Origin of the sequence: Marinobacter sp. ATCH36 (assembly GCF_023555055.1) — a bacterium.
Taxonomy (GTDB): domain Bacteria; phylum Pseudomonadota; class Gammaproteobacteria; order Pseudomonadales; family Oleiphilaceae; genus Marinobacter.
Map to the genome: position 1 here is coordinate 1,373,776 of NZ_JAMJPL010000001.1, position 13,860 is coordinate 1,387,635.

Here is a 13,860-nt window from a genome sequence, read left to right on the forward strand (position 1 = left end):
ATGAATTTCCTCAACGGAATCACCCTGCTGTTGGTCTATCAATTGGCAGGGGAGATCACTGTTCGCCTGTTGGCTGTTCCCATCCCCGGCCCGGTACTGGGGATGGTGATGCTGTTTTTAACGCTGATGATTCGTGGCAAGACGCCGGAACCGTTGCAGAACGCTTCAACTGCCTTGCTCAGCCACTTGTCATTGCTGTTCGTGCCCGCCGGCGTGGGCATGATGGCCCATTTTGGCCGAATCGCCGAAGAATGGCTGCCGATTGCACTGACCCTGTTTCTCTCCACCATTATTACCATGGTCGCCACCGCCGGCATCATGCAGGTGACCACGCGATGGTTTGTCCGGCCAGGAAATGGAGGAGGGCAAGCGGGTGAATGAACCGGCCATCAGGGATATCTGGGTTTATCTTTCCGCGTCACCGTTACTGGGGCTGACCATAACGCTGGTGGCCTATGGGCTGGCCTATCGCCTGTATCTGAAGACCGGCTCGAATCCGCTGGTGAATCCCGTGGTAACGTCGGTGGCGCTGCTGATTGCATTTCTTCTGGCCACCGGGACGGCCTATGATGAGTACTTTGAAGGCGGGCAGTTTGTTCACTTTCTGCTGGGGCCGGCCACTGTTGCACTGGCCGTTCCCCTGTATCAGCAATTTTCCCGGCTGCGCCAGCTCTGGTTGCCGGTTACCATCTCCCTGGTCAGCGGCGTGGTCATTGCGGCTGGCAGCTCCATCGCCCTGGCATGGTTACTTGGCGGATCCCGGGAAATCCAGATGTCACTGGCGCCCAAATCCGCGACCGCACCGGTGGCCATGGGTATTGCCGAAACCATCGGTGGTATCCCTTCATTGACCGCTGTTTTGGTGGTGGCTACCGGCATCGTCGGTGCGGTACTCGGCACCAAGCTGTTTGAGTGGATGCGAATCACCGACGACAGTGTTAAAGGCATTGCCATGGGTGTGGCCTCCCACGGCATTGGCACGGCGCGAGCGTTTCAGGTCAGCTCCCAGATGGGTGCTTTTTCCGGCCTGGCGATGGCTCTTTCTGCATTCGCGACAGCCCTTGTCGTTCCCTGGCTGGTGGATCTGATTGGAATCTAGTGAGAGAGCGTACTTTTGGTGCAACACCAAAGTGTGACCCCGGGAGGTTAAAGATCTCATACAAACCCGTAGTAACCTCGTATTCAATTCACAGGGTAATCATTGAATAAGAATCAGGGGGAAGAGTGATTGGTATAAGGACGTCGGTTGTGGCCTGTTCAGTTATGGTGGCCGCTGGTGCATCAGCAGTGGCCAACGCACAGGAAACCAGTGAGTCGGATGAAACCGTCATTGAGGTTACGTCCCCCCGGTTGGTGAGGGATCTGTACGAAACGCCTGCTGCCGTTTCCGTTACAGATACGCCCGACATTCAGGAGGGCCAGCAGCGCCTGCAGCTGGATGAATCGCTGGATACGGTCCCCGGCCTGTTTTTCCAGAACCGCTATAACTTCGCGCAGAACCTTCGACTGTCCACCCGTGGTTTTGGGGCCCGGTCGCCGTTCGGCATTCGGGGTATTCGTATCCAGGTTGATGGCATTCCCTACACCCTGCCGGATGGCCAATCCCAGATTGATGCGGTGGACCTGGATTCCGCCCAGCGCATCGAGGTCATTCGGGGGCCGTCATCGGTTCAGTACGGCAATGCCTCCGGCGGCGTGATTGACATCACCACCGCCCGGGGAGACGACCAGCCGCCGGGTACTCGGCTGCGCCAGGATGTCGGCAGCAACGACTATTACAAGACCACCGCTCAGGCCAACGGCACCCGGGGTAACACCAGCGGCATTGCCACCATGTCCTGGCTTAACTATAACGGCTATCGTGAACAGAGTGAGGTGGAGAAGGGCCTGTTCAACGGCCGCTTGTCTCATGAATGGGGCGAAGGGCAGCGGTTAACCGCCACGCTCAATGCCCTGCACACGCCAAAGGCGGGGGATCCCGCGGGCCTTACCGCTGAACAGGTCGCCGAAGACCGGCGCCAGGCCACCGACAATGCGAAAAGGCTGGATTCGGGGCAGGATGTTGACCAGCAGACGTTCGGTCTGCTGTATGAAACACCGACCGCCGGTGCCGGGGATTTAACCGTCAGCACCTTTTTTACACGCCGTGATTTCAGACAGCAACTGCCCTTTCCTGGCCCCAGTCTGATTGCGTATGATCGTCAGTTTTACGGTATCAGCTCGGATTACCAACAGGGCAGTGAAGTGGCAGGGCGTCCGCTGACCTGGGTGGTGGGGGCAGACCTGCATCGCCAGGTTGACGAACGCCGCCGCTATTCGGTTTCATTTAACGGGGATGTCACCGGGCAGACCCAGGAGGAAACCCAGAATGCGACAACAGCGGCGATATTTGCGCAGGGCGATCTGGCCATAACCGAGCGTTTGAATGTGTCGATCGGCACCCGGTTTGACCGTCTCAGGCTGTCCGTGGATGACGATAAGCTGGATGACGGGGATGATTCCGGCAGCCGCACCTATGATGAGTTCAGCGGGTTTACCGGTATCAGTTACCGGCTTGCTCCTCGCCAACAATTGTATGCAACGATTGGCACGGCGTTCGAGTCTCCCACCTTTACTGAATTTGCCAACCCCGATGGCAGCGGTGGGTTCAACCCCGATATCGAGCCGCAACAGGCCCTCAACCGGGAAGTAGGGGTGCGCGGCAGTTTTGGGCAGGGGGTGAGCTATGATCTGGCACTGTTTTCAATACGGGTGGACGATGAAATTCTTCCCTATGAAATAGACAGCCGCACCTTCTACGAAAATGCCGGGCGCACGGAACGCAACGGCATCGAACTCGGCCTGAGCTGGGATATTTCATACGCCTGGCGGATAACCAGCGCACTGACCCTTGCCGATTACGAGCTCAGGGATTTCACCGGCGAACAGGGTAACGACGCCGACGGCAACCGCCTGCCCGGCCTGCCCCGTGAGCAGTGGGTGACGGAAGTGGAATGGCGCGGCGATGGCCAGCGCTTTGCGGCGTTGGAATGGCAGTACGTTGGCGACCTGTATGCTGAAAACAGCAACCAGACAAACGTCCCCGGCTATTGGTTGCTGGGCGTCCGGGCCGGCGATACCGTTCGTTTCGGTACTCAGAGCCTGAACGTCTACGGTGGCGTCCGTAACGTGTTGGATGAGGACTACTTCAGCAATATTCGTATCAATGCCAACGCTGACCGGCCGGTGGAAGACAGGGGCTATTTCGAGCCCGCCCCGGGAAGAACTTTTTATGCTGGCGTGGAATGGGTATTCTGAGGCCTGATAACAACACGAACCCCAGGTATTGATAATCATGCAAACCAAGTTTCTTCTCGAAGAAAGCCAGATGCCGAAGTACTGGTACAACCTGCAGGCAGATTTTCCGGAGCCTCTGCCCGCGGTACTTCATCCCGGGACACAGCAGCCGGTTGGGCCTTCTGATCTTGAGCCGTTGTTTCCCATGTCGCTCATTGAGCAGGAAGTGACCACTGAACGGGAAGTTGAAATTCCCGAACCCGTGCGGGATGTTTACAAGCTCTGGCGACCAGCCCCCTTATACCGGGCCCACGGCCTTGAGAAGGCACTGGGAACACCAGCCAAAATTTTCTATAAGTACGAAGGGGTTAGCCCGGCTGGTAGCCACAAGCCCAACACCGCCATTCCCCAGGCTTTCTATAACCGCGAAGCCGGAATTCGTACCCTTACCACGGAAACAGGCGCGGGCCAGTGGGGCACGTCACTGTCGTTTGCCGGGTCGCTGTTCGACATGGACGTGACCGTTTTCCAGGTGCGGGTTTCCTATGATCAGAAGCCCTACCGCCGTGCGGTGATGGAAACCTACGGCGCCAGATGTGTGGCATCACCATCGGAGCTGACAGAATTCGGGCGCAAGGTGCTTGCGGACAATCCGGACCATACCGGCAGCCTTGGCATTGCCATTTCCGAGGCCGTGGAGCTGGCGGTGCAGGATCCGAATACCAAGTACGCACTGGGGTCAGTTCTGAACCATGTGTTGCTGCATCAGAGCATTATTGGCCTGGAGTCCATGCAGCAGATGGAAATGGCGGATTGCTGGCCGGATGTCATCGTAGGTTGTACCGGTGGTGGGTCCAATTTCGCCGGCATCGCATTCCCGTTCATGGGCCATGCGCTTCGCGGCGGGCAGAAATCACGGATTGTGGCCGTAGAACCCTCCGCCTGCCCGACCCTGACCCGAGGTAAATACGCCTACGATTACGGTGATACTGCCCACATGACGCCGCTTACCAAGATGCATACCCTGGGGTCCGGCTTCACCCCGCCGGGCTTCCATGCTGGCGGTCTGCGCTACCATGGTATGGCGCCCATGGTGTCCCATGCCAAGGAGCTGGGGCTGTTTGAGGCAGTGTCCTATACGCAGCGTGAATGCTTTGAGGCGGGTGTGCTGTTCGCACGTAACGAAGGCATTGTGCCGGCGCCGGAAGCCAATCATGCGGTAAAGGGTGCTATTGACGAGGCCATGCGCTGCAAGCGCGAAGGCAAGGAAGAGGTCATCCTGTTCAACCTCTGCGGTCACGGCCATTTTGATATGGCGGCCTATACATCGTATTTCGCTGGTGAACTGAGCGACCACGAATACGATGATCAGGAACTGGCCATGGCCCTGTCGGGTTTGCCTTCTGTTCCGGCGTAAATCAGGCCTGATGAGTGACCTTGCGGTCACTCATCATCCAGATCCTTTGGCGGGCAGTGTGCTTCGTCCACCACCTGGCCGTCGTCGACACTCTCCAGGTGCACATCGAAGCCCCACAGCCGGTGGACATGGCGCAGTACTTCCTCGGTATCTTCACCCAATGGCACCCGGTCTACAGGAATGTGCCGCAGGGTCAGTGAGCGGTCACCCCGCACATCCACGTTCCACACCTGAATATTGGGCTCGCGGTAGCTGAGGTTGTACTGCCGTGCCAGCTTTTCCCTGAGGACGCGGTATCCCGGGTCGTCGTGGATCGCGGTGATACGGTAGACATCCTCTTCATCGTCGTTCTGGATGGCGAAGAACTTCAGGTCCCGCATCACCTTGGGCGACAGGAACTGCTGAATAAAGCTTTCATCCTTGAAGTTCTTCATGGCGAAATGCAAGGTTTGTACCCAGTCCGTACCCGCAATATCCGGAAACCATTCCCGGTCCTCATCGGTCGGATTTTCGCAGATGCGCCGCAGGTCGGTGAACATGGAAAAACCCAGGGTGTAAGGGTTGATGCCCGAATACCAGGGGCTGTCGAACGGCGGTTGGTAGACCACCGCGGAATGACTCTGCAGGAACTCCAGCATGAAGCCGTCGTTGACCAGACCCTTGTCGTACATGCGGTGTAACAGGGTATAGTGCCAGAAGGTAGCCCAGCCTTCGTTCATCACCTGGGTCTGGCGCTGGGGGTAGAAATACTGCGCCAGCTTGCGGACGATACGGATGATTTCCCGTTGCCAGGTTTCCAGCAACGGCGCATTTTTTTCAATGAAGTAAAGAATGTTTTCCTGGGGCTCCTCTGGATACCGCTGCTTGCGTCTGACCGGGTCTTCGTCGTCGTCCAGTTTTGGAATGGTTCGCCAGAGGTCGTTGAGCCTGCGCTGCTGGTATTCTTCGCGCTCCTTCTGCCGGCGTGCTTCTTCGGCGGCGGAAATGGGGGCGGGGCGCTTGTAACGATCCACGCCGTAATTCATCAGCGCGTGGCAGGAGTCCAGGATCTGTTCAACAGCGTCCACTCCGTGGCGCTCCTCGCATTCAGCCACGTAGTCCCGTGCGAAGACCAGGTAGTCGATAATGGCGCTGGCATCGGTCCAGGTACGGAACAGGTAATTGCCCTTGAAGAATGAGTTGTGGCCATAGGAGGCATGGGCAATTACCAGCGCCTGCATAGGTAGGGTGTTCTCTTCCATCAGGTAGGCTATGCAGGGATTTGAATTAATGACAATCTCATACGCCAGCCCCATCTGGCCCCGTTGATAACCCTTGGAGGTCGACAGGAACTGCTTGCCAAAGGACCAGTGGTGGTAGCCAACCGGCATGCCTACGGAACTGTAGGCATCCATCATCTGCTCAGCGCTGATCACCTCAACCTGGTTGGGGTAGGTGTCCAGCCCGAACTCTGCCGCGCATTTGGCGATTTCCTCGTCGTACTTTTCCAGCAGTGGAAAGGTCCACTCGGAGCTGGTGGAAATCGGCTCCCGGGTTCTCGGCTCGTTGGGTCTGTCCATGGTGTCGGTCATGCGGCTTTCCTCTCGAACAACTGGCGGAAGACCGGGTAGATCTCACCGGGGTCGGCGATCTGCTGCAGGGCGAAACTCTGGGGGAATCGTTCCTGGATCTTCTCGTACTCGTACCACAGCATCTGGTGATCCTGGGGTGTGATCTCCACATAGGCGTAATACTGAACCAGCGGCAGGATGCTGTCAGCCAGCAACTTGCTGCAGATGGGCGAGTCATCATTCCAGTTATCGCCATCCGAGGCCTGGGCTGCGTAAATGTTCCATTCAGCCGGAGAATAACGGGACTCGATGATTTTGTGCATCAGTTTGAGGGCACTGGAGACGATGGTGCCGCCGGTCTCCCGTGAGTAGAAGAATTCCTGCTCATCCACTTCTTTGGCGCTGGTGTGGTGGCGAATGAAGACCACTTCGATTTTTTTGTAGTTCTTCTTCAGGAACAGGTAGAGCAGGATAAAGAAACGTTTGGCGATGTCCTTGTGCATCTGGGTCATCGACCCGGACACGTCCATCAGGCAGAACATCACAGCACTGGTGGCCGGTTGTGGCTTCTTCAGGTGCTGGCGGTACCGCAGGTCGATCTCGTCGATGAAGGGAATACGGCGGACATTGGCCTTAAGTTCTGCAATTTCCTCCTCCAGGGCCTTGATCTGATCTTCATGGCTAAATGCCGCATCCAGATCATTCGGTGCTTCTTTCAGAGCTGCCAATTCCTTCTCCAGGTCCCGGATTTTCTTCTTGCGGGCACCACCGAGGCCCAGCCGCCGCGCGTGCGCGCCTCTAAGGGAACGCACCACGTCCAGCTTGGCTGGAACGCCCTGGGTGGAGAAGCCGGAGCGAACATACTTGAACGCTTCGGTATCTTTCAGCTTTTTGCGGGCGAGATTGGGTAACTCCAGGTCATCAAACAGAAAATCCAGGAACTCTTCCTGAGTAATCTGGAAGGCAAATTCGTCCATACCCTCGCCATCCGGGCTGGCCTGGCCCTGACCCTGGCCTCCACCACCCCCGCCCGGAGGTTTGGGCACGGTATCGCCAGTTACAAACTCCTTGTTGCCGGGGTGGATTACCTCACGTTTGCCGCCCTGGCCGTGATGAAAAATCGGTTCATCGGTATCCCTGGAAGGGATGCTGACGCTTTCGCCTCGTTCGATATCCGTGATGGAGCGACGGTGAACCGCATCCGCCACCGCCTTCTTGATGTGGTGGCGGTAACGGCGCAGGAACCTTTCCCTGTTTACCGCGCTTTTATTCTTCCCGTTCAGTCGCCGATCGACTACGTGGGTCATGCCCATAGTTTCACTCCAGTTCCGCTGATGACGGCTGACTTATTGAGACTTACGAACCCGCAGGTACCATTCCGCAAGGAGCCGGACCTGTTTTTCCGTGTAGCCTCGATCGACCATACGCTCGACGAACTGCTTGTGTTTGTTCTGATCTTCCTGGCTTGCTTTCGGATTAAAGGAAATAACCGGCAGCAGGTCCTCGGTGTTGGAGAACATCTTCTTCTCGATCACGCTGCGCAGTTTTTCATAGCTCAGCCAGGACGGGTTGCGACCCTGGTTGTTCGCCCGTGCCCGCAATACGAAGTTGACTACCTCATTGCGGAAGTCTTTCGGATTGCTGATGCCCGCGGGTTTCTCTATCTTCTCCAGTTCGTCGTTGATGGACGAGCGGTCGAGAATTTCCCCGGTTTCCGGATCGCGGTACTCCTGGTCCTGTATCCAGAAATCGGCATAGGTCACGTAGCGGTCGAACAGATTCTGGCCATACTCGCTGTAGCTCTCCAGGTAAGCGGTCTGGATTTCCTTGCCGATGAATTCCACATAATGAGGTGCCAGGAATTCTTTGATGAAACGCAGGTAACGGTCCTGGGTTTCAACCTGGAACTGTTCCTGTTCTATCTGTTTTTCAAGCACATAGAGCAGGTGGACCGGATTGGCAGCTACTTCCGTCGTATCAAAGTTGAAAACCTTGGACAGAATCTTGAAGGCGAAGCGGGTGGAAAGTCCGTCCATACCCTCGTTCACCCCGGCCGCGTCCCGGTATTCCTGCATCGACTTGGCTTTGGGGTCGGTGTCCTTGATGTTCTGGCCATCGTATACCCGCATTTTGGAGAAAATACTGGAGTTTTCCGGCTCCTTGATGCGCGACAGTATGGAAAACTGCGCCAGCATATCCAGGGTGTCCGGAGCACAGGGAGCGCCTGCAAGGGAGCTGTCCCGCAACAGTTTGCGATAGATATCAATCTCTTCGGTAACGCGCACACAGTAGGGCACCTTGACGATGTAAACCCGGTCAAGGAAGGCCTCGTTGTGCTTGTTGTTACGGAATGTCTGCCACTCCGACTCGTTGGAGTGGGCAAGGATAATGCCGTCGAACGGCACCGATCCCATACCTTCAGTGGTGTTGTAGTTGCCTTCCTGGGTGGCGGTCAGCAGCGGATGCAGAACCTTGATGGGGGCCTTGAACATTTCCACGAATTCCATCAGGCCCTGGTTGGCCTTGCACAGGCCTCCGCTGAAGCTGTAGGCGTCCGGATCGTCCTGGGAATAGTCTTCCAGCATGCGGATGTTGACCTTGCCCACCAGCGCGGAAATATCCTGGTTGTTGTCGTCCCCTGGTTCGGTTTTGGACACACCAATCTGGTCCAGCACCGACGGGTACATCTTCACCACGCGGAACTGGCTGATATCACCACCATATTCGTGCAGACGCTTCACCGCCCATGGCGACATGATGGACTTGAGATAGCGCGGCGGAATGCCGTATTCCTCTTCCAGAATCTCAGCGTCTTCTGCCGGGTCGAACAGGCCCAGCGGGGATTCATTCACTGGTGAGCCTTTGATGGCGTAGAAAGGGACTTTCTGCATCAGTGACTTGAGTTTTTCAGCCAGCGAGGATTTACCACCACCAACAGGACCAAGCAGGTAAAGGATCTGTTTCTTCTCTTCCAGGCCCTGAGCGGCATGTCGGAAGAATGACACGATATTTTCCACGGCTTCTTCCATGCCGTAAAACTCGGAAAATTCCGGGTAACGTTTGATCACTTTGTTGGAAAATATACGTGACAATCTGGAATCACGGGATGTGTCGACATGTTCCGGCTCGCCGATGGCCAACAATATTCGTTCCGCGGCGGTGGCATATGCCGTTGGGTCCTTTTTGCAGATCTCCAGGTATTCCTCAAGAGTGTATTCCTCCTCCTGAGTTGCTTCATACCGGTCTTTGAAGTGCTGCATGATGCTCATAGATGGCCCCTCGCTTGCTCGCTTAACTGTGAAAAGACTAATCTCGATTCACGTAAATTCCCCGTTGCTATTGGCTCCGCCTTTTTTGGGCGGTGGTTATGGTTATGGGTGGAAGTATAGGGAGTACCAGACCGATTTACGCTGTGGCGCTTATGTCGGTCTGGTTACTTTGAGCTTAGTTCAAGCTTCGGGACTTGGACAGGGGGAGAAGCGTTAAGGTTCATTAAATTGTGTATCAGAGTTTCCGCAGCAGGAACACGCTCTCAGTCGCTCCGGCAAGGCCTTTACGCTTGGTAAAGGGGTGATCCTTCGCCAGTGTATTGGTGAGGACATGTTCGATTTCGTAATCGCCGGAGTAAAGTTCCCGGACTTCTTTATCGCTGACATTGAACGGAGGCCCCTTGATTTCGGTGTCGTAGTCCAGGGTAATCAGCAAAATTCGTGTGTCGTCCGGGATAATCGCCGACAGGTGGTCGACATAGTCCTTGCGCATGTGCGGTGGCAAGGCAATCAGAGCGGCGCGGTCGTAAACGAGCCTTACGTGTTTCAGGTCTTCCGGTACCAGCTGGAAGAAGTCGCCGCACCAGAGCTCCAGGTCACCGTGTTTGAAGGTGGTAAAGGGCTCGCCAGGGTGAACTTTGGCTTTTTCGCCGCCCTCCTCGAAGAAATCCTTGCAGGCAATTTCGCTGAGTTCCACGCCGATGACAGGATGGCCACGGTCGTTAAGCCACCACATGTCGTGGGCTTTTCCGCACAGGGGGACGAAAACAGCCCCAGTGCCCTGACCGGCCAGCTCAGGCCAGTGGTCGTAGAGGTATTGATTGACGGTACCCTCGTGGAAGCCGATCTCTTTCTTGGCCCAGCGCTCATGCCAGAATTCGTGTTCCATGTGCGTTCCCCTTTTTAGCGGTTGGAGGTTTTATTCAGTCTAACTTAATCTTGGGAACTGTTGGTTGATCGAAAACATCACGAATAAGGACTGATTAATGAAAGCCGTATTTCTGGATGCAGACACACTGGGTAACGACGTCGACCTTTCGCCGATTGAGGCGGTAACCGGCAAGATGGTGATGCACCCGCAAACCTCACCGGAGTATGTGGTGGAGCGTATCCGGGGATTTGATACGGTACTGGTGAACAAGGTGTTACTGAAACAGGCGCATTTTGAGGCCTGCCCGGAGCTGAAAACGATTGCGGTGGTGGCCACCGGGTTGAATAACATCGATCAGGAGGCAGCAAGGGCGCATGACATCAAGGTGATGAATGTGACCAACTATGGGCGTTCGACCGTGGCACAGCACACCATGGCGCTTATGCTGGCACTGGCCACGCGTTTGCTGGATTACGACCGGGATGTGCGGGCCGGGCGTTGGGGCAATAGCCCGATGTTCTGTCTGATGGACCACCCGATCATGGAACTGGAAGGACGCACACTGGGCGTCGTCGGTTATGGCGATCTCGGGCAGGGCGTTGTTGAACGTGCAAAGGCCTTCGGGATGAATATCCTGCTCGGCGCAAGGCCCGGTCAGGCCGCGGGAGAGGTGGATGGTTACCCCAGGATCCCCATGGATGAGTTGCTGCCAAGGGTAGACGTATTGTCGCTGCATTGCCTGCTATCGGACGAAACCCGGAACATGATCGGTTCCCGTGAGCTGAAGATGATGAAAAAGGACGCGCTGCTGATCAACACCAGTCGTGGGGGCCTGGTGGATGAGCAGGCACTGGCCGATGCCCTGCGGGAAGGAACGATTGGTGGTGCGGGCTTTGACGTACTGACCGAGGAGCCACCGCGCAATGGCAATCCGCTGCTGGCAGACGACATTCCCAACCTGATCGTGACCCCGCATTCCGCCTGGGCCAGTCGGGAAGCCCGGCAGCGGATCGTGGAGATAACGGCCCGGAATCTGTCATCTATCTGATTTAACGGTTACTCTCCTGAGTTGTAACCTTTACATACCTTTTGCAAGCAGGACGATGTGTGGCTTCTTTCCAATTCAAAGACAGGCTCCAGGAAGCCGAAACCTGGATTCTGGCCAATCCCAACCCGCCGCAAAGCTGGCCATGGACATGGCTCTATAAAACCGGCCGCACAGCCTATGCACTGGTGCGGGATATCATCGCCGGTAACCTGACCCTGCATGCCATGAGTCTGGTGTACACCACTTTGCTGAGTATTGTGCCGCTGCTGGCGTTGAGTTTTTCGGTACTCAAGGCGCTGGGCGTACACCAGCGTATGGAGCCGTTTCTGTACCAGTTCTTTGAGCCCATGGGTCCACAGGGCATTGAGATTGCCGAACAGATTCTGGGGTTCGTGGATAATATGAAAGTCGGTGTGCTGGGCTCCGTGGGCCTGGCGCTGCTGGTCTATACCGTGATTTCACTGGTGCAGAAAATCGAGCGTTCCTTCAACATGATCTGGCGGGTGCCAGACATGCGCTCCATGGCTCAACGCTTCAGCAACTACCTCAGCGTGATCATGATTGGTCCCTTGCTGATGGTGTCGGCCATCGGCATCAGTGCCACGATTTTTTCGTCGGCGTTTGTCCAGGCTCTGATGGCAGTTGAGCCCCTGGGTTCAGTGATTATCTTCGCCACCCGCTTTGCTCCGTTCCTGCTGGTGGTCGGGGCCTTCACCTTTGTGTATGTGTTTATTCCAAATACCAGAGTGAAGGTTCGTTATGCCTTGATCGGTGGCCTGGTGGCGGGTATATCCTGGCAGGCGGCGGGGATGCTGTTTGCTTCATTTGTGGCAGGTTCGGCGAAGTACGCAGCCATTTACTCCAGTTTCGCCATCGGTATCATCCTGCTGATCTGGCTGTACCTGAACTGGATCATCCTGTTATTGGGCTCCAGTATCGCGTTCTATCTGCAGAACCCCGGGGCGGTCGCCAAGCGTAGCCAGGTAAGGTTATCCCCGGAACTGGTAGAGAATACCGGACTGGCACTGATGTGGCTGGTCGCCAAGCCGTTCAGTGAAGGGCGGCCAGCCCCCCAGCAAGAGGAAGTTGAGCAGAGCCTGCGAGTGCCCGGCGAAGTGACCCGCGGAGTCAGCGACAAACTCATTCGCGCGCGCTTGCTGGCGCTGGCCGGGCGTAATGGTGACTGTCTGGTCCCGGGGCAGTCGCTGGACAGAATCACCATCGGAGGGGTTTTGGAGGCCATTCGCCACGATGAGGATCGCGTGGTTGATCGACTGCCGTATCGGGTGCCTCGACGTCTTCTGGCCCAGGCTCCTGAAGACGAATCAGTTACCTTTGCCGAATTATTGCGCCAGGAAAAAGAAGACAGAAAAGGCGGCTAGGCGCGACCCCGGACCCCGGCCTCCAGAACATCAAGGATGACTTTGCGCACCCGGGTAAACTGTTCCCCGGAGATGTGGATAATACGCAGGATGTCTTCCTCCGGCATGTTGCGCTGGTGGGCATGGCGTAACACTTCCCGGGTTCCGATAATGATACCGTCGTTCAGTGGGGAATGTGTCTGCCCTGGAACCGGCCGTTCCGCAGCCAACAGTTGCGCATGGTATTTGGGCGGAAGGTTCCACTCGTTGGCCAGCATTTGCGACGCAGCCCACTGGTAGCGCGACAGGGCGGCATGAACCAGAGAGGGTGGCGCCTCTGCCAGTCCCGACTCCGCTCGGCAGATTCGCTGCAACTCCCGCCTCAGGGTTATATAGGATAGTGCGGGCAGTAATCCTGCCATGAAATAGACGCTGGTATCCTGACCCTGAATCTTGGCAATGAGTTCTGCGCTTCGGGCACAGGTAAGACCCCAGCGCCAAACTCTCTGCGCAAAAAGCGCCTCGCGGCTGTTACGTGCTGCCATCATCGGGCGCATGATTGCAGCGGCAATGACGTTGCGAATACCGTCCATTCCCAACAGGAAAACAGCCTGATCCACGGAGTCGATGTGCTGGTCGCTGGGCCGGAAATAGGGGCTGTTGGCAATCTGCAGCAGCTGGTCGGTCAGTGCCGGATCGTTGAGGATTATCTCGGTTAGTTGGTGACGGTCCGATTTTTCATTGGACAGAGCCCGCATCAACATTGGCAGGGTCATCGGTTGGCGGGGCAGTTCATCCAGCTCGTGATTGGCAATTCGCGTACGCAGCGTTTCCAGGATGTGTTCCCATTGCCCGGCTTCCGACCGCAGGGCGGTAGGCGGTGAATCCAGCAGCCAGCAAAACAGGTGCTCTTCCAGTTGGACGATCAGTGCAGGGTCTGTGGCTGAATCGTCATCCATCGAAGCTGCCGGATTAAGCAGACGGGATTCGGATGCTGTTAAGGTTGCTGGTTTCTGGGAAGAAAATAATCCTGAAATCCAGGAAATGAAGCCTGGCATCCAATGCCTC

General features: G+C 56.4%; 11 protein-coding genes. 6 read left to right on the plus strand and 5 right to left on the minus strand.

From position 1 onward, the window contains the following. The 4 genes from M8010_RS06185 to M8010_RS06200 all read left to right on the plus strand — a co-directional run bounded on the left by M8010_RS06185 (position 1) and on the right by M8010_RS06200 (position 4,693). Complete coding sequence (locus M8010_RS06185) at positions 1-381, plus strand: CidA/LrgA family protein (protein ID WP_250089683.1); 381 nt, start codon at positions 1-3, stop codon at positions 379-381. Then, positions 374-1,099 carry an LrgB family protein gene (locus tag M8010_RS06190; protein ID WP_250089685.1) on the plus strand — a complete coding sequence of 242 codons (726 nt, stop codon included), beginning with the start codon at positions 374-376 and terminating at the stop codon, positions 1,097-1,099. Before M8010_RS06185 ends, M8010_RS06190 begins: the two co-directional genes overlap by 8 nt. Positions 1,100-1,248: 149 nt before the next feature. Then, entirely contained in the window at positions 1,249-3,297 is a 2,049-nt protein-coding gene (locus tag M8010_RS06195; RefSeq protein ID WP_250089686.1) for a TonB-dependent receptor family protein, read from the plus strand. Positions 3,298-3,334: 37 nt separating this feature from the next. Further along, a complete protein-coding gene (locus M8010_RS06200) occupies positions 3,335-4,693 on the plus strand; it encodes a TrpB-like pyridoxal phosphate-dependent enzyme (RefSeq protein WP_250089687.1) in 1,359 nt (452 codons plus the stop codon). A 26-nt stretch (positions 4,694-4,719) separates the two neighbouring features. Here the strand turns inward: M8010_RS06200 and M8010_RS06205 are convergent, their stop codons facing one another. From M8010_RS06205 to tmpT, 4 genes are all read right to left on the minus strand, one after another. Beyond that, complete coding sequence (locus tag M8010_RS06205; RefSeq protein WP_250089688.1) at positions 4,720-6,264, minus strand: SpoVR family protein; 1,545 nt, start codon at positions 6,262-6,264, stop codon at positions 4,720-4,722. Then, positions 6,261-7,550, minus strand: a complete 1,290-nt coding sequence (locus tag M8010_RS06210; RefSeq protein WP_250089689.1) for a YeaH/YhbH family protein — start codon at positions 7,548-7,550, stop codon at positions 6,261-6,263. Before M8010_RS06210 ends, M8010_RS06205 begins: the two co-directional genes overlap by 4 nt. 39 nt (positions 7,551-7,589) lie before the next feature. Beyond that, on the minus strand, positions 7,590-9,512 hold the full coding sequence (locus M8010_RS06215; protein WP_250089690.1) for a PrkA family serine protein kinase: 1,923 nt from the start codon (positions 9,510-9,512) through the stop codon (positions 7,590-7,592). Between the two features lie 235 nt (positions 9,513-9,747). After that, positions 9,748-10,401 carry a thiopurine S-methyltransferase gene (tmpT, locus tag M8010_RS06220; protein ID WP_250089691.1) on the minus strand — a complete coding sequence of 218 codons (654 nt, stop codon included), beginning with the start codon at positions 10,399-10,401 and terminating at the stop codon, positions 9,748-9,750. 97 nt (positions 10,402-10,498) lie between these two features. Here tmpT and M8010_RS06225 point away from each other — a divergent pair, with 97 nt between their 5' ends. Beyond that, on the plus strand, positions 10,499-11,431 hold the full coding sequence (locus M8010_RS06225) for a D-2-hydroxyacid dehydrogenase (protein WP_250089692.1): 933 nt from the start codon (positions 10,499-10,501) through the stop codon (positions 11,429-11,431). 59 nt (positions 11,432-11,490) lie between these two features. After that, the gene (locus M8010_RS06230) at positions 11,491-12,813 is read left to right on the plus strand and encodes a YihY/virulence factor BrkB family protein (RefSeq protein WP_250089693.1); all 1,323 of its coding nucleotides are present in this window, start codon (positions 11,491-11,493) and stop codon (positions 12,811-12,813) included. On the opposite strand, the gene M8010_RS06235 is transcribed toward M8010_RS06230, so the two are convergent. Beyond that, a complete protein-coding gene (locus M8010_RS06235; RefSeq protein ID WP_250089694.1) occupies positions 12,810-13,850 on the minus strand; it encodes an HDOD domain-containing protein in 1,041 nt (346 codons plus the stop codon). The two genes, M8010_RS06230 and M8010_RS06235, sit on opposite strands and share 4 nt — an antisense overlap. Between the last annotated feature and the right edge of the window lie 10 nt (positions 13,851-13,860).